Origin of the sequence: Polaribacter sp. NJDZ03, assembly GCF_019263805.1 — a bacterium.
In the GTDB taxonomy this organism is placed as follows: domain Bacteria; phylum Bacteroidota; class Bacteroidia; order Flavobacteriales; family Flavobacteriaceae; genus Polaribacter.
In genome coordinates this window covers 1052515-1079508 of record NZ_CP079195.1, presented here as the reverse complement: position 1 = coordinate 1079508, position 26994 = coordinate 1052515, and the positions used below count along the sequence as shown (strand labels likewise).

The 26994-nt window shown below is 29.7% G+C and carries 23 protein-coding genes; 10 read left to right on the top strand and 13 right to left on the bottom strand.

Features of this window, described 5'->3' with window-relative positions; translation table 11 throughout:
* Window positions 1-61 precede the first annotated feature (61 nt).
* On the bottom strand, window positions 62-1045 hold the full coding sequence (locus KV700_RS04500) for a YheT family hydrolase (RefSeq protein ID WP_218599334.1): 984 nt from the start codon (window positions 1043-1045) through the stop codon (window positions 62-64).
* Window positions 1046-1226: 181 nt separating this feature from the next.
* On the opposite strand from KV700_RS04500, the gene KV700_RS04495 reads away from it, so the two are divergent.
* Window positions 1227-1931 (top strand): phosphatidylcholine/phosphatidylserine synthase, encoded by a 705-nt coding sequence (locus tag KV700_RS04495; protein WP_166382135.1) that lies wholly within the window; start codon window positions 1227-1229, stop codon window positions 1929-1931.
* A gap of 24 nt (window positions 1932-1955) precedes the next feature.
* The gene (locus tag KV700_RS04490) at window positions 1956-3176 is read left to right on the top strand and encodes a GAF domain-containing sensor histidine kinase (RefSeq protein ID WP_218599333.1); all 1221 of its coding nucleotides are present in this window, start codon (window positions 1956-1958) and stop codon (window positions 3174-3176) included.
* A 10-nt stretch (window positions 3177-3186) separates the two neighbouring features.
* Here KV700_RS04490 and lptB read toward each other — a convergent pair whose 3' ends face one another.
* The 4 genes from lptB to KV700_RS04470 form a co-directional block, all read right to left on the bottom strand.
* A complete protein-coding gene (gene lptB, locus KV700_RS04485; protein ID WP_166382139.1) occupies window positions 3187-3924 on the bottom strand; it encodes an LPS export ABC transporter ATP-binding protein in 738 nt (245 codons plus the stop codon).
* 137 nt (window positions 3925-4061) lie between these two features.
* Window positions 4062-4406, bottom strand: coding sequence for a carboxymuconolactone decarboxylase family protein (locus tag KV700_RS04480; protein WP_218599332.1), 345 nt, complete (start codon window positions 4404-4406; stop codon window positions 4062-4064).
* Complete coding sequence (tatC, locus tag KV700_RS04475; protein WP_166382141.1) at window positions 4381-5208, bottom strand: twin-arginine translocase subunit TatC; 828 nt, start codon at window positions 5206-5208, stop codon at window positions 4381-4383. The genes KV700_RS04480 and tatC overlap by 26 nt, the downstream gene beginning before the upstream one ends.
* Window positions 5208-6176, bottom strand: coding sequence for an SIS domain-containing protein (locus KV700_RS04470; protein ID WP_166382143.1), 969 nt, complete (start codon window positions 6174-6176; stop codon window positions 5208-5210). Before KV700_RS04470 ends, tatC begins: the two co-directional genes overlap by 1 nt.
* Window positions 6177-6315: 139 nt before the next feature.
* Between KV700_RS04470 and KV700_RS04465 the strand changes: the two genes are divergently transcribed.
* Window positions 6316-8499: an ATP-dependent DNA helicase RecQ gene (locus tag KV700_RS04465; RefSeq protein ID WP_218599331.1), complete on the top strand. Its 2184-nt coding sequence runs from the start codon at window positions 6316-6318 to the stop codon at window positions 8497-8499.
* A gap of 196 nt (window positions 8500-8695) precedes the next feature.
* Here KV700_RS04465 and KV700_RS04460 read toward each other — a convergent pair whose 3' ends face one another.
* The 4 genes from KV700_RS04460 to KV700_RS04445 form a co-directional block, all read right to left on the bottom strand.
* Window positions 8696-9616: a YeiH family protein gene (locus tag KV700_RS04460; RefSeq protein ID WP_218599330.1), complete on the bottom strand. Its 921-nt coding sequence runs from the start codon at window positions 9614-9616 to the stop codon at window positions 8696-8698.
* Between the two features lie 76 nt (window positions 9617-9692).
* On the bottom strand, window positions 9693-10577 hold the full coding sequence (locus KV700_RS04455) for a LysR family transcriptional regulator (protein WP_166382149.1): 885 nt from the start codon (window positions 10575-10577) through the stop codon (window positions 9693-9695).
* Window positions 10578-10640: 63 nt separating this feature from the next.
* On the bottom strand, window positions 10641-11318 hold the full coding sequence (locus tag KV700_RS04450) for a ZIP family metal transporter (protein ID WP_166382151.1): 678 nt from the start codon (window positions 11316-11318) through the stop codon (window positions 10641-10643).
* Window positions 11315-12040 (bottom strand): class I SAM-dependent methyltransferase, encoded by a 726-nt coding sequence (locus tag KV700_RS04445; RefSeq protein WP_166382153.1) that lies wholly within the window; start codon window positions 12038-12040, stop codon window positions 11315-11317. The genes KV700_RS04450 and KV700_RS04445 overlap by 4 nt, the downstream gene beginning before the upstream one ends.
* Before the next feature lie 180 nt (window positions 12041-12220).
* On the opposite strand from KV700_RS04445, the gene KV700_RS04440 reads away from it, so the two are divergent.
* On the top strand, window positions 12221-13420 hold the full coding sequence (locus tag KV700_RS04440; protein ID WP_218599329.1) for a class I SAM-dependent RNA methyltransferase: 1200 nt from the start codon (window positions 12221-12223) through the stop codon (window positions 13418-13420).
* Between the two features lie 475 nt (window positions 13421-13895).
* Here KV700_RS04440 and KV700_RS04435 read toward each other — a convergent pair whose 3' ends face one another.
* The 4 genes from KV700_RS04435 to KV700_RS04420 form a co-directional block, all read right to left on the bottom strand.
* Window positions 13896-14516, bottom strand: coding sequence for a DUF417 family protein (locus tag KV700_RS04435; protein ID WP_218599328.1), 621 nt, complete (start codon window positions 14514-14516; stop codon window positions 13896-13898).
* Window positions 14517-14591: 75 nt separating this feature from the next.
* Window positions 14592-15407: an AraC family transcriptional regulator gene (locus tag KV700_RS04430; protein ID WP_254712968.1), complete on the bottom strand. Its 816-nt coding sequence runs from the start codon at window positions 15405-15407 to the stop codon at window positions 14592-14594.
* A 209-nt stretch (window positions 15408-15616) separates the two neighbouring features.
* Window positions 15617-17497, bottom strand: coding sequence for a membrane protein insertase YidC (gene yidC, locus KV700_RS04425; RefSeq protein WP_218599327.1), 1881 nt, complete (start codon window positions 17495-17497; stop codon window positions 15617-15619).
* 211 nt (window positions 17498-17708) lie between these two features.
* Complete coding sequence (locus KV700_RS04420) at window positions 17709-19322, bottom strand: CTP synthase (protein ID WP_166382161.1); 1614 nt, start codon at window positions 19320-19322, stop codon at window positions 17709-17711.
* 225 nt (window positions 19323-19547) lie between these two features.
* Between KV700_RS04420 and rpmH the strand changes: the two genes are divergently transcribed.
* The 6 genes from rpmH to KV700_RS04390 all read left to right on the top strand — a co-directional run bounded on the left by rpmH (window position 19548) and on the right by KV700_RS04390 (window position 26994).
* Window positions 19548-19709 carry a 50S ribosomal protein L34 gene (gene rpmH, locus KV700_RS04415; protein ID WP_036820926.1) on the top strand — a complete coding sequence of 54 codons (162 nt, stop codon included), beginning with the start codon at window positions 19548-19550 and terminating at the stop codon, window positions 19707-19709.
* A 108-nt stretch (window positions 19710-19817) separates the two neighbouring features.
* Entirely contained in the window at window positions 19818-22673 is a 2856-nt protein-coding gene (gene carB, locus KV700_RS04410) for a carbamoyl-phosphate synthase large subunit (protein ID WP_218599326.1), read from the top strand.
* A gap of 176 nt (window positions 22674-22849) precedes the next feature.
* Window positions 22850-23434: a TetR/AcrR family transcriptional regulator gene (locus tag KV700_RS04405; RefSeq protein ID WP_218599325.1), complete on the top strand. Its 585-nt coding sequence runs from the start codon at window positions 22850-22852 to the stop codon at window positions 23432-23434.
* Window positions 23435-23461: 27 nt separating this feature from the next.
* On the top strand, window positions 23462-24817 hold the full coding sequence (locus tag KV700_RS04400) for a TolC family protein (protein ID WP_218599324.1): 1356 nt from the start codon (window positions 23462-23464) through the stop codon (window positions 24815-24817).
* Window positions 24818-24830: 13 nt separating this feature from the next.
* Entirely contained in the window at window positions 24831-25823 is a 993-nt protein-coding gene (locus KV700_RS04395; protein WP_166382169.1) for an HlyD family secretion protein, read from the top strand.
* Window positions 25816-26994, top strand: a complete 1179-nt coding sequence (locus tag KV700_RS04390; RefSeq protein ID WP_218599323.1) for an ABC transporter permease — start codon at window positions 25816-25818, stop codon at window positions 26992-26994. Before KV700_RS04395 ends, KV700_RS04390 begins: the two co-directional genes overlap by 8 nt.

The following is a 26994-nucleotide window of genomic DNA, read 5'->3' as shown; positions in this document are numbered from 1 at the left end:
ATTATCAGTAACAAATATCTAAAAACCTACTAAAATAACAGTAGTTTTTTAAAGATATTGTTTACAATAGATGAATCTGAATATTTTGTCTGATAAATCTTTCAATTCTAAGCTCTAACCAGTTGTTTTTAGCACTGTAAAAAGAAGATATAAAGCCACAATGGCCGCCATAATTGGTCGTTTCAAAAAAGAAATTTTTAGAATTATTTGCTTCATCAAAAGGAAAGCACTGATTAGATAAAAAAGTATCGTCTTTAGAATTGATAAGTAAAGTTGGTATTTTTATTTTAGATAAATATGGTTTTGCACTCGCTTTTTCCCAATAATCTTCTGGACTCTCAAACCCAAATACAGGAACTGTGTATAAACTTTCTAAATGTTTAAATCGGGTAGCTTTAGCTAACAAGTCTTTATCTAACTGAAATTCAGGAAATTTAGCAGCTTTTTCTAAAATTTTAGTTTTCATGGTTTTTAAAAACCGCTCTAAATACAATTTGTTCTTTAATTTTTCTAGCTCAAATTCTCCTGAAGCAATATCAATAGGAACAGATATTGCTATTCCTCCTTTTACTTTAGTTGCACTATTTTCTGATTGTTCTCCAATATATTTTAAGGTTAAATTTCCGCCTAAACTAAAACCAATTAGTATGATATTTTCATACTCGTAATTTCTTGAAAGATGTTTTACTATAAAATCTACATCTTCTGTTTTACCACTGTGGTACGTACCTAAAAGTAAATTATCATCTCCAGAACAACCTCTTAAATTAAAACAAACGGTATCTAATCCCTTTTGGTTTAAATATTTTGTAGTAGATACGATGTATTTAGATTGAGAACTTCCTTCTAAACCATGAATTAATAAAACTAAGGTTTTAGAGCCTACTAAAGAAAAGTCTAAATCAATAAAATCATTGTCCCAAGTAGAAACTCTTTTTCTTTTATATTTACAAGATTCTTTTGAAAAAACAGATCTATAAATAGTATTAAAATGACCATTTTTAAAAAGAAAGGTAGGAGTAAAGTTAGAGGTTAATACAGGCATCTTTTGGTTTGTAAAGTTTAAAATCTAAAATAAAATGAGATGTTAGTAGTGTTCATTTTAATTTTATTGGTGAATTCGTGGCAAGTTCTTAAATATTGGTACAAATATTATAAAATTTTAAGGATAATGAAAACCAATAAAATCGATTTTCTTATTTTAGCCTTTAAATCAAACTATAAAAATGAATTTTAAAAAACACATTCCTAATTTAATAACGCTTGGTAATCTTTTTTGTGGAACAGTTGCAACAATTTTTGCTGTTGAAGGAGATTTTGTTTACGCTGGATTATTTGTTGTTCTAGGAATTTTATTTGATTTTTTTGATGGCTTTGCGGCTCGATTACTAAATGTATCTGGTGAGTTAGGTAAACAATTAGATTCTTTAGCAGATATGGTTACAAGTGGTGTGGTACCCGGAATTATTGTTTACAAATTATTGATAGAAAATGCATCGGGCTTAAATGATTTTAATGAACAAAATTACTTGCCTTATTTGGGGCTACTATTAACTTTAGGAGCTTGTTATAGGTTAGCAAAATTTAATATTGATACCAGACAATCAGATTCTTTTATAGGTTTACCAACACCTGCAATGAGTTTGTTTATTATTTCTTTACCTTTAATTCAAGAATATTCTACAATAGAATTTGCACAAAATTTAATAGGAAATAATTATTTTTTAATAGCAATTACTTTATTACTAACCTATTTAATGAATGCAGAATTACCGCTGTTTTCATTGAAGTTTAAAGATTACGCTATTAAAAAAAATATTGTTGTTTATTCTTTCCTTTTAGCTTCTTTACTTTTAATTTTTACTTTTAATTTCCTTTCTATTCCAATTATTATTATATTGTACATTATAATATCACTTTTTAAAAAATAATTATTTTTTATATCTAGATTTTTAATGGAAGTAGCCAGAATCCCCCAAAATGAAAAACAAAGGTTAGACGTTTTAAAAAACTATAATATTTTAGACTCTTTACCAGAAGAAGAATACGATGCCATTACAAAAATAGCTTCTAGTATTTGCAATACTACTATAGCACTTGTTTCTATAGTTGATGAAGATAGGCAGTGGTTTAAATCTACATATGGTATAGAAGCAACAGAAACGCCCAGAGAACTCTCTTTTTGCGCGCATAGTATTTTAAAACCTAATGAATTATTTGTAATTAATGATGCGACTAAAGATCATCGTTTTTTTGACAACCCTTTAACTGTAAATGCCCCAAATGTAATCTTTTATGCAGGTGCTCCTTTAAATAGTTCAGAAGGATTTCCGTTAGGTACTTTATGTGTTATTGATAACAAGCCAAACGAATTAAATGACAGCCAGAGAGAGTCTCTTCTATTATTATCAAAACAAGTAGTTGTACTTTTAGAACTTAGAAAGAAAAATGAAGAATTGGCACTGTCTAATGATAAGATAGCCAAATTAAATGAACAGTTAAATAATTTTGCAAATAGACTAACTCATGATTTAAAATCGCCTATAAATGGAATAAGTTTTTTGTTAGATGTTTTAAAACAAGATTATATATCAATTTTTGAAAACACAGAAGCAGAGGAATACATTTCTTTAATAGCAGATAGAATTGTATATGTAGATAGCTTAATAAATGAGATTTTAAACTATTCTAAAGTTACTAGTGAAAATATTGTTTTTGAGAACTTTAATTTAAAAGAGCTATTAGATAAAATTGTAGTTAATATCGATTTTGAAAACAAAATTATTTTAGACGCTAATAACTTAAATTTAGATATTTTTAGTTCTCAAATAGGATTAGTTCAAATATTTCAGAACTTAATTTCTAATTCTAGAAAGTTTTATGATGAAGATAAATCAGAAATTAAGGTAAGTTTTAAAGAAGATATAGAAAATTATTATTTTATCTATGAAGACAATGGTCCTGGTATTGAAGAGAAGTATTGGGCTAAAGTATTTGAAATGTTTGAAACATTAGGAAATAATGATCCTAACAATAATAATACAGGAATAGGTTTAGCAACTGTAAAGTCTATAGTAAAAAGACTTGGGGGTAAAATAGAATTAAAGAAAAGAGATGAAGATAAGAAAGGTGTATGTTTCTATTTTTATATATCTAAAAAAAAGGTAATTTTTTAATTATTAATAATTAAAAAATCTTCCTCTTTTTCAATTCAAAATCTTTACCTAAATATACTTTTCTAACCATTTCATCTGCTGCCAATTCTTCTGGTGTTCCGCTTTTTAGAATACTACCTTGGTACATTAAATAGGTTTTATCTGTAATCGCTAATGTTGCTTGTACATCATGATCTGTAATTAAAATACCGATGTTTCTGTCTTTTAAATGCGCAACAATACTTTGTATGTCTTCTACAGCAATAGGATCTACCCCCGCAAAAGGTTCATCTAATAAAATAAAATTTGGGTCAGAGGCTAAGCAACGTGCAATTTCTGTTCTACGTCTTTCTCCTCCGGATAATAAATCTCCTCTATTTTTACGAACATGACCAATATTAAACTCTTCAATTAGAGACTCTAACTTTTCTTTTTGTGCTTTTTTTGATAAATCTGTAAATTGTAAAACTGACATAATGTTTTCTTCAACAGACAATTTTCTAAAAATAGAAGCTTCTTGTGCTAGATAACCAATCCCTTTTTGGGCACGTTTGTACATGGCGTCTTGAGAAATTTCTTCATCATTTAAGAAAATTTTACCCGAATTTGGTTTTATCATCCCAACAATCATATAAAAAGAAGTTGTTTTTCCAGCTCCATTAGGACCTAAAAGTCCAATAATTTCACCTTGTTTTACCTCTAATGAAATTCCGGTAACAACTTTTCTACTTCCGTAGATTTTCTCTATGTTTTCTGCTCTTAAAATCATATTTTATAAATATGTGTAATTGTTTAATTGTTGAAACGTGTAATGTTAGTTTGTGTAAAAGTAATAAATTATGTTTTTTAAAATCTTAATAGATTCATAACATTCATTTTTATACTGATTACTGCAAATTAAACTGCTTACTTATTTTCTAGCATTTCCCAATACTCAACAGCTCTTCTTAAATGCGGAATTACAATTGTACCACCAACTAAGGTAGCAATAGACATCGTTTCTATCATTTCTTCTTTAGTAACTCCGTTTTTCATAGCAGCTTCTAAATGATATTGTACACAATCATCACAACGTAAAACTGCAGAAGCTACTAAGCCTAAAAGTTCTTTTGTTTTAACTGGTAAGTGCCCTTCTTTAAAGGTATTTGTGTCTAAATTAAATATTCTTTTGATTACTTTATTATCAGAATCTAAAATTTTATCATTCATTTTCTGACGATAGTCATTAAACTCTTGTACTTTTTCGTGCATTTTTTTCTTGTTTTTTAATTACTACTTTTGAAACTCTAATACTTATTTCATACAAAATAAGAATAGGAATTGCCACAATTACCTGACTCGCAACGTCTGGAGGTGTAATAATAGCTGCTAAAATTAATACAACTACTAGTGCGTGTTTTCTATATTTTTTTAAGAACTCTGGTGTTACTAAACCAATTTTAGTTAAAAAGTAAACCAAAACCGGTAATTCAAATAATATTGAAACTCCTAATAACATATTGGTAACTAGCCCTATATGAGAGTCTAAAGTAAAGCTATTCTGAATTAGATCTGTAATTTGATAATTATACAAAAAGTGTATAGAAATAGGTGCAATTACATAAAAGCTAAAAGCGATACCACAGAAAAATAGAAAAGAGGCTATAAAAATAAATCCTCTAGATTTATTTACTTCTTTTTTAGTCAATCCAGGAGCAACAAAACGCCATATTTCCCATAAAAGATAAGGGAAAGCTAGAATAATACCCAATATAAATGAAGACCAAATAGAATTCATTAATTGTTGGGTGGGTTTTAAACTTATTAAATTGTCTTTAAATACAACATTGCAAAAACCACTATCTAATCCAAAATAAGTGAAAAAATCACAAAATAATTGATAAGTTATAAAATCGGATTTTCTGTGTGCCAATAAAAAGTTTTCGTATACTTCTTTTTGAAACACAAATAATACAATTGCTATAATAAATATTGCTGCTGCACTTCTTACTAAGTGCCATCTTAATTCTTCTAAATGTCCTAAAAAGGACATTTCTTTCTGTTGTTCTGCCATTAGAAAATTCCTTCTTTAATTAAATCATGTAAATGTACAACACCTACATATTTGTTTTTATGGTCTACAACCAACATTTGTGTAATGCTATTTTTTTCCATAATAGTTAATGCATCTACTGCCATTGCATCCTCTAATATAGTTTTTGGGTTTTTACCCATTATGTCTTTTGCTGTAATTTGAGAAATCTGTGTAGATTTAGTAAGCATTCTTCTAATATCTCCATCGGTAATAATACCTGTTAATTTCTCTTTATTTAAAACAGCAGTAGCGCCTAATCTTTTTTCAGAAATTTCTACAATAACTTTTGCAATACTATCTGTTTCGTTAACAGCAGGAACCTGGTTTTTTTCTACCAAATCAGATACTCTTAGGTATAAACGCTTACCTAAAGCGCCTCCTGGGTGGTATTTTGCAAAATCTTTACTAGTAAAACCTCGTAAGTTTAGTAAACAAACAGCCAATGCATCTCCCAAAACTAATTGGGCAGTTGTACTTGTTGTTGGTGCTAAATTATTTGGGCATGCTTCTTTTTCTACATAAGCATTTAATGTAAAATCTGCGTGCTCACCTAAATAAGAGTCAATGTTTCCTGTAATTGCCACTATTTTATTTCCATAATTTTTTATTAACGGAACTAAAACCTTTATTTCTGGAGTATTACCGCTTTTAGAGAGGCAAATAACAACATCGTCTTGTTGTACGTTTCCTAAATCTCCATGAATAGCATCTGCGGCATGCATAAAAATAGCAGGGGTTCCGGTAGAATTAAAAGTAGCAACTATTTTAGATGCAATGTTTGCACTTTTACCAATTCCGGTTACAATTACCCTTCCATTTGAATTTAAAATAAATTTAACGGCCTCTTCAAAGTCCGCATCAATTAATTTTGCTAAATTAGCAATAGCATTACTCTCTGTTAAAATAGTTTCTCTAGCAGTATTTATAATTGTGTTTGTTTTTTTCAAATGTTTGGTATTTTATCAGAATAAAAAAAAGTTATATCTTTAAATTAAGTAACAAGCAAATTTACTATAAATAATAATTAGAGCAAATATAATAGTATGTTTGTGAATTGTTTTTAACGTTAAACGAATATTTAATAAAATGGATTTATATACCCCTCTAAAAAAGTTCTTTGGATTTAATAAATTTAAAGGTTTACAAGAGCAAGTAATTAAAAGTATTGTAGAGAATAACAATACTTTTGTAATAATGCCAACAGGTGGAGGTAAATCACTTTGTTATCAATTACCCGCTTTAATGTCTGAAGGAACGGCTATTGTAGTTTCTCCATTAATTGCTTTAATGAAAAATCAAGTAGATGCAATTAGAGGTATTTCTGAGCATAATGGTGTAGCACATGTTTTAAATTCATCTTTAAATAAAACAGATGTAGCCCAAGTTAAAGAAGATATTGCTAACGGAATTACAAAACTTTTGTATGTAGCACCAGAATCTTTAATAAAAGAAGAATATGTTACTTTTTTAAGAACTCAAAAAATTTCTTTTGTTGCTATTGATGAAGCGCATTGTATTTCTGAATGGGGCCACGATTTTAGACCTGAATACCGAAATCTAAAACATATTATTAAGGCAATAGATAATGTACCTGTTATTTGCTTAACGGCAACTGCAACAGAAAAAGTACAAGAAGATATTTTAAAAACGTTAGGAATTCCGGAAGCAAATAGATTTAAAGCGTCATTTAATAGGCCTAATTTATTTTATGAGGTAAGACCAAAAACAAAGGAAGTAGAAAAAGATATTATTCGCTTTGTAAAACAAAGAATGGGTAAATCTGGAATTATCTACTGCTTAAGCAGGAAAAAAGTTGAAGAAGTTGCTCAGGTTTTACAAGTAAACGGAATTAAAGCTGTTCCATATCATGCTGGTTTAGATGCTAAAACTAGAGTAAAGCATCAAGACATGTTTTTAATGGAAGATTGTGATGTTGTAGTAGCTACAATAGCATTTGGTATGGGAATTGACAAGCCAGATGTTCGTTTTGTAATTCACCACGACATTCCAAAAAGTTTAGAAAGTTATTATCAAGAAACCGGAAGAGCAGGTCGTGATGATGGCGAAGGATATTGTTTAGCGTTCTATGCTTATAAAGATATAGAAAAATTAGAAAAATTTATGGCCAGCAAGCCTGTTGCAGAACAAGAAATTGGGCATGCATTATTGCAAGAAGTAGTTGGTTATGCAGAAACGTCTATGAACAGGCGTAAATATTTGTTACATTATTTTGGCGAAGAATTTGATGCTGAAAACGGCGATGGAGCAGATATGGATGACAACTCTAGAAACCCTAAGAAAAAACACGAAGCTAAAGATGATGTACAGCTTTTATTAAAGGTTGTAAAAAAGACCTTACAAAAGTATAAGTCTAAAGAGATTGTAAATACAATTGTAGGAAAAGAAAACGCATTATTAACTTCTCATAAAACACATTTACAGTCTTTTTTTGGAAGTGGTAAAGATAAATCTGCACTTTATTGGATGGCCTTAATCAGACAGATTTTGGTAATTAATTTAATAAAGAAAGAAATAGAACAATATGGAGTTGTTAAATTAACTGAAAAAGGAGATGCTTATATAAAAAATCCTACTTCATTTATGATGACAGAAGATCATTCTTATAGTGAAGAGGATGATAATTCTATTATTACAAATGCTAAATCTTCTGGAGGCGTTGCCGATGATAAATTAGTGAAACTATTAAAAGATTTACGTAAAAATGTAGCAACAAAACAAGGTGTACCTCCTTTTGCTGTTTTTCAAGATCCATCGTTAGATGATATGGCTTTAAAATACCCAATAACTTTAGCAGAATTATCTACTGTACATGGAGTAGGAGAAGGTAAAGCTAGAAAATTTGGTAAAGATTTTATTAAATTAATAGCTAGTTATGTTGATGAGAATGATATTTTAAGACCAGATGATTTAATTGTAAAAAGTACAGGTACAAACTCTGGATTAAAACTTTTTATTATTCAGAATACAGATAAAAAATTACCATTAGAAGATATTGCGAAGTCTAAGGGACTTAAAATGGATGAACTAATTAAAGAAATGGAAATGATTATTTTTTCTGGAACCAAGTTAAATATCGATTATTCTTTAGATGATTTGTTAGATGAAGATCAACAAGAAGAAATACATGATTACTTTATGGAAGCAGATACAGATAAGATTCAAGATGCTTTAGATGAGTTTGATGGAGATTATGATGAAGATGAACTACGTTTAATGCGAATTAAATTTATAAATGAGGTAGCCAATTAAGAACATTATTAAACGATTATAATTAAAAGAGGTTGTCTAAAAAGTGAATTTTTGTCATTTTGAATTTATTTCAGATTCTTTTGAAACTTGATTTTCAGTAAGTTAAGATACTGAATAAATTTCAACATGACAATGTTTATAGCTTTTTAGACAGCCTCTTTTTTTTGTCGTTAATTTAATATTTAAATTAACTGCACTAATTTAATATATAGACTAACGAAAATATTGAAATAAAGATCCACAGTGTAAGTGCCAATATTATAGGTTTTATTCCTGTAGATTTTAAGTCTTTTATAGAAATACTAGCTCCTACTAGAAATAAAGTTAGTAATAACAATCGTTTTGATATTAAAACAATAAAATTAGTAGTTGGTTCAGGTAAAAGGTGGTAACTATTTATCATAATAGCTACAATAAATAGAAGAATAAAATAGGGTATTTTAATTTTTTCTCCTTTTGTTTTAAAAAGAAACATTGAAAAAATTGATAAAGGAATAATCCACAGTGTTCTAGAGAGTTTTACGGTAGTCGCTATTCGCAAAGCTTCTTCTCCGTACTCTAAAGCAGCTCCAACAACAGAACTTGTATCGTGTATTGCAATTGCACACCACAAACCAAATTGCTCTTGTGTTAAGTTTAGAAAATGCCCAACTGCAGGAAATACAAACAATGCAATAGAGTTTAATAAAAATACAATTCCTAAAGCAATACTTATATTTTTACTTTTTGCTTTAATAACAGATGAAATAGCAGCAATTGCACTCCCACCACAAATTGCAGTTCCAGAGGTAATAAGATGTCCTAACTTTAAATCTATTTTTAAAAGCCTTGTTAACAATAAACCTATTGTTACCGTTAATAGAATAGAATAAATAGTTAGCCCAAACCCTGCTTTACTTGTAGCTAAAGTTTCTTTTATAAACATTCCGAAGCCCAATCCCACAACAGAAATTTTTAGTAAATAATGAATAACTTTGTGGCTATATGTCTGGAATGGATTTTTGAAGATAATGGTATATACAAAACCGATGATTAAGGCTGTTGGGCTGTTTACAAAACCTAAAAGAGTAATTAGAACTAGAAGAAAATAAATAGTTTTTGAGGTAAAATCTTTCATATCATTGTGTATTATTTGATACAAAAGTAGCAAGTATTAATTACTTTAAAGCAAATTAATTAGCTATGTGAGATAACTAAAAGTTATAGTTATTTCGAGTAAATTTTTTAAAATAATCAAAAGTATTAGAAAGATATCCCGTTCTATTTACAAAATAGAACCACCTTTCAATACTTAAATCTTTAATGTCTATTATTTTGAGTTTATTACTCATCAAATCGTCAGAAATAGAATGGATAGAGAGTAGGGCGTAATGGTCTGAATTGTATAAATAATTTTTAATGGCTTCCGTACTATTAAAAGATACAACAGAATTAAGTTTCTTAATTTTATGATTTAAAAGGTAACTATCTATAATTACTTTTGTTCCAGAACCCTTTTCACGTTCAATCATGGGAATTTTTTGAAGTGTTTCTATATCAATACTCCTTTTTTGAAAGGTATTATTATTTACATTTGTTACAAGTACAATTTCGTCTTTAATAAATTTCTCAAAATGTAATTTAGGGTTTGATATACTTCCTTCTGTAATTCCAAAATCTATTTCTTCGTTTAAAATTAGGGCTTCAATATTTTCAGAATTATTACTTATGATATTAAATTTTGTTTGAGGAAATTGCATTCTAAATTTTGCAATTACTTTAGGAATAATGTAGTTAGATAAGGTGGTACTTACACCAAAGTTGATGAAATTTGATAAATCATCTTTTTTATGAAGAAATTTTTCATCCATTTCTGCATAAATAGCCAAAATTTTATTCGTATAAATAAGAAAAGACTTTCCTTCAGTTGTCAATTCAATTGAGTTCCTTTTTCTTATAAATAAGGTGGTTTTAAACTCTTGCTCTAAATTTTTAATAGACTTAGATATGGCAGGCTGAGAAAGATATAATTGCTCAGCAGCTTTTGTAAAGCTTAAATGTTTAGCAACAACTTTAAATATATGTAATTTGGTTTTCATTAGTTTGTGTACAATACCTTACTTTTAAATGTACAATAATTTCTACAGTTTTAATCAATATCATTACAACGTAAAAACGGTAAATAAAACACCTAAAATGATAGCGATAAATTTCTGTAAGTTAAATTTGTGATTTTCAGAGCCTTCAAAAAGAATAATGGTAGAAATATGAAGAAATACCCCAATAATTAATGCAGTAATTTCTTTAGCATAGGTTGTAAAAAAAGTAATTTTATCACCTAATAATAACCCTAAAGGACTCATAAAAGCAAAAACTATCAAGAAAATAAACGTTATTTTTTTAGAATATTTAGTCTGAATTAAAAAGGTAGTTAAAACAAATGCAATAGGTATTTTATGCACTACAATGGCCCATAGTAAATTATCACCTGCATGATGAATAGGTAAACCTTCAGAAAATGCGTGTAATGATAAACTTATAAATAACAGGGTTGGAAACTCCTTACCATCAGAATGAATATGTATATGTCCGTGTTCTGCTCCTTTAGAAAAAGACTCTAATACAGACTGAATAATAATTCCGATTAATATAAAAATTCCTATTTTTTTATATTCTGTAGTTTCAGCATATACTTCTGGCAGTAAATGTAGAATAGTAACAGATAACAAATAGGCACCACTAAAAGCTAATAATAGACGAACAGCTTTTTTACTTGGTTTTATTATAAAAACAAAAATAGAACCAATAAAAACGGCTATTAATAGTAGAATATAACTCATTTTGCAATAATAATTAATCTATCAGAAGTTTTTGCTTCAAAGGTATCTAAGTTGTAATTTCCAAAAACAGTAGTAATCGTAAACCCCACTTTTTCTAAAAAAGTAGTCATTTTAGTAAGGTCTAGGTATTTTACTTGTTCTGTATATGTATGGTTTTCTCCATCAGCAAAAAAAGAAATATGCTTTAAGATAAAACCATCTTTAATTTCTCTTTCAATATTAAAAGTAATATGATCTACCGTTTTAGTTTCTTTTTTTACTAAATTAAGTTTTACTTTTTCGGCATTTAAAAAGTCAAAAACAAAAAAGCCGTCTTTATTCAATCCGTTTTTAATGTTTTCAAGAATTAAAATATCCTCTTTATCATCTTTAAAATAGCCAAAACTTGTAAATAAATTAAAAATAGCATCATACGTATGATGAAAATGCTTGCGCATGTCATGCACATTAAATTTTAACGTATCATTTTCAAATTCTTTTGCAGCATTAATACTGTTTTCTGCCAAATCACCACCAGTAACAGTGTACCCTAAAGAGTTTAAAAATACAGAATGACGCCCTTTACCACATGGTAAATCTAAAATATGCGTTGTTTTTGGCAAGTTTAAAAAAGAAGTAATATTCTTCATAAACAATTGCGCTTCATCGTCATTTCGTTCCTTATAAAGTGTGTGATAGTAAGAGGTGTTAAACCAATCTGTAAACCAATCTTTTGTTTCCATTTTTATAAAATTTGCAATAACCAGTTAATTACTTTTATTGCTATTGGCTTTCCTTAGCCTTTTGCCATTATAGGCATTTCAGTCTGTAAAAGTAACCAAATCTTACGTTCTGTAAAATGAATTTCTTAATTAGTATAAAAGCTATTTATAAATAGTATTTTTGCAGTCAATTTTATGAGCATGAACAAAGATTTTAAAATGACAGCAACAACACTTTTCGGTTTAGAAGGTGTTTTGGCAAAAGAATTAAGAGACCTAGGAGCACAAGATGTTAATGAGGGAGTTAGAATGGTTTCTTTTAGAGGAGATAGCGGTTTTATGTACAAAGCAAATATTGCTTTAAGAACAGCTGTAAGAATTTTAAAACCGATTAAAGTTTGTAAAATCTACGATGAAGAAGATTTGTATGAAGCAATTCAGAAAATTAAATGGGAAAACTATTTAGATACCGAAGGTACTTTTGCAATTGGAGCCGTAGTAAACTCTAAGAATTTTACCTCTAACTCGCATTATATTTCTTTAAAATCTAAAGATGCTATTGCAGATTATTTTAGACATAAATATAGTAAAAGACCAAATGTAGATTTAGATTATCCAGATTTAAAAATACACATTCACATTCAAAAAGACTGGTTAACTGTTTCTTTAGATTCATCTGGAGATTCTTTGCATAAAAGAGGGTATAGAACTGCAACTAATATTGCGCCAATAAACGAAGTTTTGGCTGCAGGTATGGTTTTATTGTCTGGTTATACGGGTGAGGAAAACTTTATAGACCCAATGTGTGGTTCTGGTACTATTTTAATTGAGGCTGCTATGATTGCCTGTAATATTCCGGCAAACATTAATAGAAAACTATTTGCTTTTGAGAATTGGAAAGATTATGATGAAGACTTGTATTTTACCATTCAAGAATCGTTATTAAATAAAATCCGTTCTTCTCATTTTAAAATAATGGGCTTTGATAAAGCACCTTCTGCCGTTCAAAAAGCACAAGACAATGTAGTAAATGCCAATTTAGATGAGTTTATTGGTGTACACCACGTTAACTTTTTTAACTCAACAAAAGAGGTTTTTGGTAAAACTACTATTTTGTTTAATCCACCTTATGGTGAGCGTTTAAATATTGATACTGAAGAATTTTATAAAAAAATAGGAGATACTCTTAAAAACAATTACCCAGGTTCTACAGCTTGGTTAATTACTTCAGATACAGATGCTTTAAAGTGTGTAGGTTTAAGAACCTCTAAAAGGATTGCTCTTAAAAATGGAGATTTAAACTGTAAGTTTGTAAAGTATGATTTGTACGAAGGAACACGTAAATTTAAAGAACATAAAGAAGATACGGATACAGAAGTAGAAACAGAAACGGAAGATTAGATTCTTTTTTGTCTTTGTCAATTTACGAAGCAATCTATACTAAAATAGTAAAGAGGTTATCTAAAAAAGGTTAAATCTTGTCATACTGAACATGTTTCAGTATCTCAACTTATTGAAGTTCAATCTTCATAAGAATCTGTAATAAATTCAGATTGACAAAAAATCTTTTTTTAGATAACTTCTTTTTTTTTGAAGCTATTTCCTGCTTTCCGTTATATCTTTTTGTAAAAAACAAAAAGGATGTCACTTCAATCAGGGCTAGACTTGTTGGTAAGTTTTAGTAATCATTAATAGACTATTTAAATATAAAAAACGTCTTATAAAGTTGAATAAAATCAGTTTTATAAGACGTTTTTCTAGTTTTAGTTAATGTTGTTGTGTATGGTTTGTTGCGTGTTCAAACAACTAATTTAGTAAATAAATCACAGATAGAGTATTCCGCAGGAATGTTCGTAAGTTGGCAGTGACCAAGCAATTAATTATACAAGTTATTGCCAGTAGTTTTTATCTTCTTTGCACAGTCAGATGCAATTATTAATCCAGCTGCCATCATAATAATGTCTTTTAAAACCAATCTTCCAGCTCCAGATAGAAAAGGAAATCCAAATTGAGGTGTTTGCATATCGCCTCCTAAATTTGGAACATATACTTCTGGAGTGCTTATGAGGAAAGTTAAAGTAACAATGGACATTCCAAATGTAAACAATCCACCCCAAAGACCCATTTTTGGAAACCAAATTCCCAAAAGTGTCAGAAGTCCTATAATAACAATTACGCTTCCTAACCCATAAGAGAAGGCATATGTATTATTGGATTTATGCCATTCTATATTTTTCTCTACCATTTTACCTTCTGGGTTTTTGTGTAACATGTATTCTTTAACAGTTTTTCCTTCTTCATTGATGACTGTTTTGTTTGTGTTTTTATAAAAGAAGCTCATTAAGGGACTATTTGTTACAAAAGGAACTATTCCATCTGCTTCGTATTGATAAGCTTTTAGACCACCAATCCAAACCATTACTATAAAAATGGCAAAACGAATAAAATTGATAAAATTAGTTTGACTGTTTATTAGTAAATTAAGTAAGTTATTCATAATTATATTTGTTTGAGAACAAAATTATACATTAAGAACAAGCTAAAGAATGGATTAAAGCGGATGAACAATGGATTATTTTGCCACTATAGAAATCCCTACTTTCTCACGAAAATGAGTGGGAGATAATCCAACTTCTTTTTTAAAATATCTACTAAAATAAAATTCGTCATCAAAATTTAGCTCAATGGAAACTTCTTTTACAGTTTTAAAAGTGAGGTGCAATAATTTCTTAGCTTCTAAAATAACACGCTCTTGGATGAGTTGCGTTGGTGTTTTTCCAACTTGAGATTTTATTTTTTTACTAAATGAAGAAAGAGATATGTTTAACTTATTGGCATAGAATGAAGAATTACGTTCTTTATGAAAATGAAATTCTAACAAACCTTGAAATGTTAGTAGCTCATTTTCATTAGTTTTTTGTGTGAGTTTGTTTCCTAGTTGTTCATCTTTTTCACTACTACAAATAGCAAATATGAGCTGTAGGTAAGATTTTATAACAGATTCTGAAAATCTTTTATTGACTCCAACTTCTTTTTCCATTTTATCGACTAGTTGGGATATTTCTTGAAATTTAATTTTATTGAGTGAAACGTATGGTTGTAAATAGATATTATTAAATAACAATCCATTACAAGCAACTTCTTTTTTATGATACTCAATACAATAAAAATCTCCGTGAAATTGTAGTAATTTAACTTTTGAAGAAGTAGAACCGAACCATTTTAAATTTTGATAAGGAGAAAGGAATAAAATAGATTTTCGTTTTGTTTTATATTTTACAAAATTTACAGAAAAATCCGATTCATCATCCAATAAAATAATGGAATACAAGGGAACATTATAATTTTTAATAAAATATTTTGCTTCTATAGATTGAATTGAAAACAAATTTTGATTTTTTAATTATTGGTAACGTTAATATGAATATGTTAGGTTTTATATTCATCGTTAGCTAAGTTAGTTTTTTTGAGTTAAAAAGTCAATAGTATAAACACTTGTTTTACCTTAAAAGATATAAGATTTTACAATTATTTTAACCAAAAAAAATCCAAAACAATTAAGTTTTGGATTTTTTATTATGTTGAACAGCTAAAAAATTATTTTTTCTTCTTCTGTTGTGCTTGTTGCTCTTGTGCTTGCTTCATAGCATCGTCTATTTTTTGACGGAATTTACTTTTCTTCTTTTCCGGTTTCTTTTTGTTTTCTTCTATTTGAGCATGAATTTTATCTTCATCAATTACATAGTTCTTAATAACCAACATAATTGCAATGGTTAACAAGTTAGATACAAAGTAGTACAAACTTAATGAACTAGCATAGTTGTTAAAGAAAAACAACATCATAATAGGAGAGAAGTAAATCATATACTTCATCATTTTTCCCATATCTGGCATACCTTCTTGCGTAGGAGGTTGCATATTTGCTTGCTGACTTTGGTTCATTTTCATGTAAAAGAAAATGGCAATAGAAGCTAATATTGGAAATAAACTTACGTGATCTCCATAAAAAGGTATTTTAATTGGCAATTGATAAACCATATCATAAGAAGATAAATCATTTGCCCATAAAAAGTTTTCTTGTCTTAAAGCTAAGTTTGTAGGAAAAAACTTAAAAAGTGCAAAGAAAACTGGCATTTGTAATATGGCAGGTATACAACCAGACATCATGCTAACTCCTGCTTTACGCTGAATAGCCATGGTCTCTTGCTGACGTTTCATAGCATTTTCTTTCCCTGGATATTTATCATTTAAAGCCGTTAACTCAGGTCTAATCACCTTCATTTTAGCACTTGATAGATAAGATTTATATACTAATGGAGACATAATAATTCTAACAACAATTGTCATTAAAATAATAATCAAACCGTAGTTAGATAAAAATCCTTTTAAGAAGTTAAATACCGGGTAAAATACAGTTCTGTTTAAGAAACCAAAAATTCCCCAACCTAAATCTGCTGTATGGTCTAAATCTGTACCTTCAAAAGTCTTTAATAAGTTATAATCACTTGGTCCGTAAAACCATTTCATGTTATAGTTTAACTCTCCACTTGCTAATTCTAACGGAGTTTTTAACTCATATCGTTTTGTAAAAACAGTATCTAATTCTTCATTTTTAATAAGATCGGTAGAAGTTACCGTACTATTATTAAAAGGTGTATCTGTTAATAAAATAGAGGTAAAGAAATGTTGCTTATAAGAAATCCAATCTACATCATTTAAAATTTCTGTATTACCAGCATTTAAATGATCTACGTCATCTTCTGTTTTGTAATAAAGATGAGAATACATCGTATTTTCTGTCTTTACACTCTTTTCATGTGCATAACCATCTAAAGACCAATCTAAATTAATTGGCGTAGAAGAGTTAATTACAGAACTTAAACCTTGAGAACGAACTGCAAAATTAACCATGTAATTTTTAGGTTTCATCTCATATCTATATTCTAGAAATTGAGTGTCTGAAACTTTTAATTTCATAGAAAGAACAGTGGTTTCTCCATTTTTAGAAACTGTAGGTTCAAAGAATAAATCTTTTGTATTTAAAATTCTATTATCTGTAGTACCAAAATTAATGTTAAAAGAAGCATTTTTGTCTTTTATCATATATAAAGGTAAAGAATCATGTGTCTTGTAATTCTTAATTTCTGCCTCTATAATTTGTCCACCTTTATTACTAACAGTTAATTTAACCAAGTTGTTTTCTAAAACAGAATTACCGTTAGAACCATTAATAGCACTTTGTGCAAAAGCACCAAGTTTAGTTGTGTAAGCAATTTGTTTTAAAGAATCGTTTTCAAAAACGGGAGTGTTTTCTGTAAAAGTATTTGAAGTATTGTTTGTAGAGTCTACAATTTGTTCTGTATTCGTAGAAGTATCAGTAGTTTCATCTGGTTTATTAGAGTTAATCCAGTATAATAAAATACCTCCTAATAATAACATTCCTATAAAAGAATTGATATCGAATTTTTTTTGTTCCATGTGTTATTTTAAAATGTCAATTTGTCATTAAACCAAAAGTTTCTTTTGATAAAAAAGCGACAAATGTAGTTAAAAAGCAGCTTTATATTATTTTTGCTCCTTTATATTTGATACTAAGTATGTAGTTCAAATAGTATTCCTAATTTTATAATGTCATTTTAAGCGCAGTCGAGATATTTTAGATTTCGACTGCGTTTAACTAAATACTTTTTTATTTCTGAGACTGTTTTAAGGCAGCTTTAATAAAATCTACAAATAAAGGATGTGGTTTTAAAACGGTACTCTTATATTCTGGATGGTATTGCACACCAACAAACCAAGGGTGAGTAGGTACTTCTACAACTTCTACCAATCCTGTTTTTGGGTTGAATCCGGTTGCTTTCATTCCCGCAGCTTCAATTTGTTCTAAATAAGCATTGTTAAACTCAAAACGATGTCTGTGGCGTTCACTAATCAATTCCGATTTATAGGCTTTATATATTTTAGAATCTCTTTTCAACTCACAATCCCAAGCACCTAAACGCATGGTTCCACCTTTTTCGGTAACATCTTTTTGACTTTCCATTAAATTAATAACAGGGTCTTTTGTGCTTTTGTTCATTTCTGTAGAGCTTGCATTTTCTAAACCTAAAACGTTTCTAGCAAATTCAATTACAGCCATTTGCATTCCTAAACAAATTCCGAAGAAAGGAATATTATTTTCTCTTGCATACCTTACGGCTCTAATTTTACCTTCAATACCTCTATCACCAAAACCAGGAGCTACTAAAATACCATTAACACCTTCTAATTTCTTTTCGGCATTTTTAGGTGTTAAACTTTCAGAATGTACCCAACGTACTTTTACTTTAGTTTCATGCGTAGAACCTGCGTGAATAAACGCTTCTGTAATAGATTTATAAGAATCTTGCAACTCTATATATTTACCAATTAAGGCAATTTCTACTTCGTGTTTAGGGTTTTTATGTTTGGTTAAAAATTCGTTCCAAACTTTTAATTCTGGTTCTCCTTTAGAAGAAAGTTTTAATTTATTTAAAACAACAGTATCTAAACCTTGAGCTAACATTAAATTTGGCACATCATATATAGTCTCAGCATCTATAGACTGTATAACGTCTTCTTGCTTCACATTACAAAATAATGCTAGTTTGCGTTTAATGTCGTCAGAAATTTCATGTTCTGTTCTACATACTAAGATATCTGGACTTACACCACTTTGCATTAACATTTTTACAGAGTGTTGTGTAGGCTTCGTTTTTAATTCACCTGCAGCAGCTAAAAATGGAATCAATGTTAAATGGATAACAATAGCATTATCTTCTCCTTTCTCCCAAAGCATTTGTCTTACAGACTCTACATAAGGTAAAGATTCAATATCACCAACAGTTCCACCAATTTCTGTAATTACAATATCATAATCACCAGTTTCTCCTAAAATTTGGATTCTACGTTTAATTTCATCGGTAATATGCGGAATAACCTGAACCGTTTTTCCTAGAAATTCTCCTTTACGCTCTTTATTAATTACAGATTGATAAATTTTACCTGTAGTTACGTTATTAGATTGACTTGTAGGAATGTTTAAAAAACGCTCATAATGACCTAGATCTAAATCAGTTTCTGCTCCATCATCTGTAACATAACATTCTCCATGCTCGTACGGATTTAAAGTTCCTGGGTCTATATTAATATAAGGGTCTAGTTTTTGGATAGTTACAGAAAATCCTCTTTGCTGTAATAATTTTGCTAATGATGCTGCAATAATTCCTTTTCCAAGTGATGATGTTACGCCTCCTGTTACAAAAACATATTTAGTATTACTCATGGTATTCTTAGGTTTGCGCAAAAGTACTAACTCTAAAAATTCTGTCAAATAAAAAAGGTGAAAAGATTTCTAAAACTTGTACTTTTGTATCGTTCAAAAATATTTCATTTTTTTTTTAAATAGTGTTTGTCATAAATAAAAACAGTTGTATATTTGCGCACGCTTTTAACGATGTGATTTCGTTAAGAAAACTAATAATAACAGAGATATTTAAAAATACAGATAATGCCAAAAAGAACTTACCAACCGTCAAAGAGAAAGAGAAGAAATAAACATGGTTTCATGGAAAGAATGGCTTCTGCTAATGGTAGAAAGGTTTTAGCTCGTAGAAGAGCTAAAGGAAGAAAGAAAATTTCTGTTTCTACTGAAACTAGACATAAAAAATAAATGATTAACTTTTGTTAATATATTAGGTGTTACTTTTTTTAAGTAACACCTTTTTTTATACCCAAGCACTAACTATTTTTGTAAAACAACATAACACAACAACTTACAATGCCAAAAAGAAAAGACCTCAAATCAGTTTTAATTATTGGATCTGGACCAATTGTTATTGGACAAGCTTGTGAATTTGATTATTCTGGTTCACAATCTTTACGTTCTTTAAGGGAAGATGGAATAGAAACTGTTCTAATCAACTCAAATCCAGCAACAATTATGACAGACCCATCTATGGCTGATCATATTTACTTGTTGCCACTAACAACTAAATCTATCATTCAAATCTTAAAAGAGCATCCACAAATTGATGCTGTTTTACCAACAATGGGTGGGCAAACGGCTTTAAACCTTTGTATTGAAGCAGATGATAAAGGAATTTGGAAAGATTTTGATGTAAAATTAATTGGTGTAGATATAGACGCTATTAATGTTACAGAAGATAGAGAACAATTTAGAGAATTAATGATTAAAATTGGTGTGCCAATGGCGCCCCAAGCTACGGCAACTTCTTTCTTAAAAGGAAAAGAAATTGCACAAGAATTTGGTTTTCCATTAGTAATTCGTTCTTCTTATACTTTAGGTGGAGCAGGAGCTTCTATTGTTTACAAAGCAGAAGATTTTGATCAACTTTTAAGTTTCGGTTTAGAAGCATCACCAATACATGAGGTGATGATTGACAAAGCGATGATGGGATGGAAAGAATATGAGCTAGAATTATTACGTGATAAAAACGATAATGTTGTCATTATATGTTCTATCGAAAATATGGATCCTATGGGAATTCATACTGGAGATTCTATTACGGTTGCCCCAGCAATGACACTTTCAGATAGAACTTATCAGAAAATGCGTGACATGGCAATTCACATGATGCGTTCTATTGGAGATTTTGAAGGTGGATGTAACGTGCAATTTGCCGTTTCACCAGACGAAAAAGAAGATATTATTGCTATCGAAATTAACCCACGTGTATCTCGTTCATCCGCTTTAGCGTCTAAAGCAACAGGATATCCTATTGCAAAAGTAGCTACAAAATTAGCAATTGGTTATACATTAGATGAATTAGAAAACGGAATTACAAAATCTACATCTGCTTTATTTGAGCCTACTTTAGATTATGTAATTGTAAAAATACCTCGTTGGAATTTTGATAAATTTGAAGGTTCTGATAGAACTTTAGGTTTACAAATGAAATCTGTTGGAGAGGTAATGGGGATTGGACGTTCGTTTCAAGAAGCATTGCACAAAGCAACACAGTCTTTAGAGATTAAAAGAAACGGTTTAGGTGCAGACGGAAAAGGCTACACAGACTACAACCAAATTATAGAAAAATTAACTTTCGCAAGTTGGGATCGTGTTTTTGCAATTTATGATGCAATTGCAATGGGAATTCCTTTAACTCAGATTCATGATATCACAAAAATTGACATGTGGTATTTAAAACAATATGAAGAGTTATTTCAGCTTCAAAAAGAAATTTCTACTTACAAAATTGATACTTTAGGAAGAGATTTATTACTAGAAGCGAAGCAAAAAGGGTACGGAGACAGACAAATAGCACACATGTTGGGTTGTTTAGAAAGCGAAGTATATACTAAAAGAGAAGAATTAAAAGTACAACGTGTTTTTAAATTAGTAGATACTTGTGCTGCAGAATTTAAAGCAAAGACTCCTTATTATTATTCTACGTTTGAAAACGAGATTGAAACAGCAGACGGACAAATAACAATTGCAAACGAAAGTATTGTAACTGATAAAAAGAAAATTATTGTTTTAGGTTCTGGACCAAATAGAATTGGACAAGGAATTGAGTTCGATTACTGTTGTGTACATGGTGTTTTAGCAGCTGCAGAATGTGGTTACGAAACGATTATGATAAACTGTAATCCAGAAACGGTTTCTACAGATTTTGATACTGCTGATAAATTATATTTCGAACCTGTTTTTTGGGAACATATATATGACATCATCCGTCATGAAAAACCAGAAGGGGTTATTGTACAATTAGGAGGGCAAACGGCATTAAAATTAGCTGAAAAGTTAACGAAATACGGAATTAAAATTATTGGTACTTCTTTTGAAGCTTTAGATTTAGCGGAAGATAGAGGGCTTTTCTCTGAATTATTAAAAAGTAACAATATTCCTTATCCAGAATTTGGTATCGCAGAAACTGCAGATGAAGCATTGGCTTTAGCAGATGAATTAGATTTCCCAATTTTAGTAAGACCTTCTTATGTATTAGGAGGACAAGGAATGAAAATTGTAATCAACAAAGAAGAGCTTGTAAAGCATGTTGTTGATTTATTAGGAAGAATGCCTGGTAATAAATTACTGTTAGATCATTATTTAGATGGAGCGATAGAGGCGGAAGCAGATGCAATTTGTGATGCTGATGGTAATGTGTACATTATTGGAATAATGGAACATATAGAACCTTGTGGAATTCATTCTGGAGATTCGAATGCTACGTTACCTGTGTTTAATTTAGGAGATTTAGTTTTACAACAAATTAAAGATCATACACGTACTATTGCAACAGAATTAAAAACTGTTGGATTGATAAACGTTCAGTTTGCAGTTAAAAATGATATTGTTTATATTATTGAAGCAAACCCAAGAGCATCTAGAACAGTACCTTTTATTGCGAAAGCATACAAAGAACCCTATGTAAATTATGCAACTAAAGTAATGCTAGGTCATAATAAAGTAACAGATTTTAATTTTAACCCTCAATTAGAAGGATATGCAATTAAGCAACCTGTATTTTCTTTTAACAAGTTTCCGAACGTTGATAAGAAACTAGGACCAGAAATGAAGTCTACTGGTGAAAGTATTTTATTTATTGATAGTTTAAGAGACGATCAGTTTTATGATTTATACGCAAGACGTAAAATGTATTTGAATAAGTAATTTTCAAGTAAAACTTTATATTGAGCATCTAAAAATATTGATTTTCAGTATTTTTAGATGCTTTTTTTATGCTTATACTTTAAGGTTTTATATTTATTAATGATAAAAAATTATTCCCTTTTAATAAATGAATGAACATTTATTCATAACTTTGTATTCGGAAAATAACTCTAAGTATGGCGCGTAAAATTGATGAAGATAAAATAGCAAGAATTAAAGATGCGATTATGCATACCATTGTAGAACATGGTATTGAAGCAACTACAATTGCAATGATTGCTAAAAAAGCAAACGTAAGTGGTGGATATTTGTATAGAACTTATACAGGTAAACAAGATTTAATAAATGAACTCTATCATGATAAGGTAAACTCCTTATATAAAGAGCTAGAATATTTATTAACCATAAACTCTAATACTATTAAACCACTTATAGAAGAGTTTATAAGAAATAGAGTTGCTTATTTTCTAAATGAACCAAACGCATCAAAGTTTTTTTATCAATTGCTACATAATGAAAACTTTTTTGCATCAGAAATCATTAAAGAGAAAAGTGCGGAATTGATGAAAAGCATCAAGAAAATTGGAGTGAAATCTGGAGAGATTTCTAAAGAAACAACGGTGTATCAATTGCATTATCACATTTTAGTCTATGCCGTGGATTATATCAATTTTACAAGAAAAAATATTTTTGGAGAACAAGAAGTTACTATAGATGATGTAGATAAACTAACTGACAATATTTTAAATATTTTAAAATAAGTGAATATCAATTTAAAAAATAAATAAATGAAATTGAATAGGATAGGAGTATTTTTCTCTGTTGTATTAGGTTTTATAACAACATTTACAAACGCTCAAGATATTTCTTTAAGGCAAGCGTATGATTTAATGTTGTCTAAAAACGGAGATGCAAAAGCCTCTAGCTTTGAAGTAAAAGCGATGGAAGAAGAGCACAAAGCTACAAAAGGATTGCGTTTACCAACGATAGGTGTTTCTGGTACCTATATGCATTTAGATAAAGATATTTCGGCTGATTTAAATGAGCAAAGAAATATGGTAGGTGGTTTGTTAGGAATTACAGATCCTGCATCCGTTTTAGGAAGTTGGGATTTTACTCTGCAAGAAAAAAATATGGGGTTTGCTACTGCAGATATTTCGATGCCAATTTATGCAGGTGGAAAAATTAATGCTGCCAATAAAGCATCAGAAATAAAATTAGCATTGTCAGAAACCAAGCATAAAATTAAAGAAGATGCATTAACGATTCAGTTAATCAATTACTTTTTTAAGTTAAAGTTAACGCAAGAAGCAGTGCAGTTAAGACAAGAAGTATATGATGTTATTTTGTTACATAACAACCAAGCAACTAAGTTTTTCGAAAATGGTATTATTCCAGAAGTAGAAACTTTAAACGCTAAAGTAGCTTTGTCTAATGCAAATAGAGAGTTGTTAGGCGCTAAAAAAGATGTCGATTTGGCTACTACGGCTGTTCAGAATTTAATAGGAATAAATTCAATTTCTGGTTTCAGTAGTGAATTTAAGGAACCAACCATTGTAAAACCTTTGCAAGAGTTTACCAATGATATGTTGACTGACAATGAACAGTTAAAAATCATTGAAAAAAATCATGAGTTAGCAAAAGTAGGTGTACAAGTAGAAAAGAGCGATTATTTTCCGAAAGTAGGAGTTTCTGGAAAATACATCCTATGGAAAGATAATTTACCATTGGTAGATACAAAATGGTTTGTTGGTGTAGGCGTAGAGTGGGAATTGTTTAATGGTTTTCAAAGAGAACATAAAATAAAAGCATCTAAATACAAAATTTCTCAAGTAGAAGAAATTGATAGACAAGCGCGACTAAATTTAACGACGTATACAGAAAAACTGTACAATACCATGCAAAAGGAACTGGAGCAATACGAAAGTTTACATACAGATGAAGCATTGGCAAATAGGTTAAAGTTTATGAGAACACGTGCCTTTGAAGAAGGAACAGGAACTTCCCTAGAAGTGATGGATGCAACTCTAAAGTTATCAGAAATTAAATTACACAAAATAAAAGCCTTATACGAGTACAATGTAGCTTACGGAGAGTTAATGGTACTTACAGGAAAAACAGCCTCTTTCTTAAATCAAAATTAATACTAAAATTAAAATGAGAAATTCAAAATTTATAAAATCATTAATAGGTGTTGTAATTATTTCAATTATCGTACTTACAGGTGTGTGGTTTTTAACGAAACCCAAATCGGTTGTTTTACAAGGTAGAATTGAAGCAAAAGAAATTTATTTGTCTTCTAAAATACCTACACGTATCAATTCTTTTGAAGTAAAAGAAGGAGCAAGTGTAAAAAAAGGACAATTGATAGCAACGCTTTTAAGTCCAGAAATTATGGCAAAAGAGCAACAAGCCTTAGCTTTAAGAGATGCCGCAAATGCTCAAAAAAATAAAGCACAAAATGGAGCAAGATCAGAAGAAATTAGAGCCGCTAAAAGTGTTTATGAAAAAGCTACAGCAGCTGCCAATGTAATGAGTAAAACGTACACTCGTATGACAAACTTATTTAAAGACGGTGTAATATCGGAACAACAACGAGATGAAATATTTGCAAAAAAAGAAGTTGCCTTAAAAGACCAAGAAGCTGCATTAAGCATGTATCAAATGGCAAAGAAAGGTGCTAGAAATGAAGATATAGAAGCAGCCTCTGCAATGGTGAAACAAGCCGATGGCGCTTTAATAGAGTTAGAAGGTTATAAAAATGAGCGTAATATTATTGCACCTATAGATGCAGAAGTTCTTGATTTTTTACCAGAAGAAGGAGAATTAATAGGAGCAGGTTATCCAGTAGTTCATTTAGTAGATTTAACAAATAGTTACGCCATTTTAAACATCAAAGAAACGAGCCTTTTCAACTTTAAAAAAGAAGGAGTTTTTGAAGCAACGATTCCTGCTTTGAATAATAAAAAAGTACAATTCAAAATTTATTATGTGGCTCCATTAGGAGATTATGCTACTTGGAGTGCAACAAAAGCTACTGGAGATTTTGATATTAGAACTTTTGAAATTAAAGCAATTCCTGTTACAACAGAAGAAGATCTAAGACCTGGAATGAGTATTTTAATTGATTATTCTCAATTTAATGAGTAAAATGAAACCCTCTTTACGGATTGCAAAAAGAGAAATCGCACTGTTATTTAACAGTAAGTCGACTTTTGTTCTTGCAGTAATATTGCCTTTTGTGTCCATTTTGTTTTTCAATACGCTTTTAAGTGAAGGTGTTGCTAGAGATTTACCTGTTGCTGTGGTAGATTTAGATCATACGGCAACTTCTAGAAATGTAATTGCTCAGTTAGATGCTGCGCCGGATATTAAAATTGGTTTTTTTCCTATAAATCAGCAAAAAGGAGAAGAATTAATTAGCTTGGGAAAAGCGTATGGTGTCGTTACAATTCCTCAAAATTTTGAAGCCGATTTAAAAAGCGGAAAACAAGTAAATATCATCAATCAATACAATAGTAATTTGTTATTGGCGGGTGGCTTAGAGTACAAAGCATTTCGGAAGGTAATTGGTACAATTTCTGCAGGTATAAACATAGAAAAGCAACGTAAAAAAGGAGTTTCAATGCAACAAGCATTGGTAAATTATCAACCTATTTTGGCAAATAATCACGTATTGTCAAATCCGTATACAAATTACTCGTATTATTTGAATACGGGATTTTTAACGATGTTTTTTCAATTATTTGTATTGCTAACCACTATTTATTGTTTTGGAGCAGATTTAAAATATAGTAAAGGAAATAAACTAATGAGCATAACAGATGGACGTTTATCTGCTATTATTTTAGGAAAAGTTTTACCATATACGGTGTGGTTTTTATTTGTAGGTATTGTTACATTATTAAGTATGTACGTTTGGCAAGATTTTCCTTTTTTTGGAAGTAAAATAACCGTTTTAGCAGGTTTGCTTTTATTGATTTTAGCAAATCAATCATTTGCATTATTCTTTATTGCTATTAGTGGTAGTTTTAGAGAAGCTTTAACAATTGGTTCCGGTTTTGGTGCTGTAAGTCTTTCTTTTTCTGGAATTACATTTCCTATTTTTGGAATGCCAGAAATATTGCAATGGTTGAGTCAGGTTTTTCCGTTTACCCATTTCTTTGAATTATTATTAGACCAATCGCAACGAGGATTTCCTGCATTTTACTCTTTAAAGGCAATCATTATTTTAGTTGTGCTGTGTATTGTGCCAATTTCACTAGGTTGGTTTAAATTAAAAAGATTGTTTTTAAAAGGTAGCTTTAATCACAGTATTTAA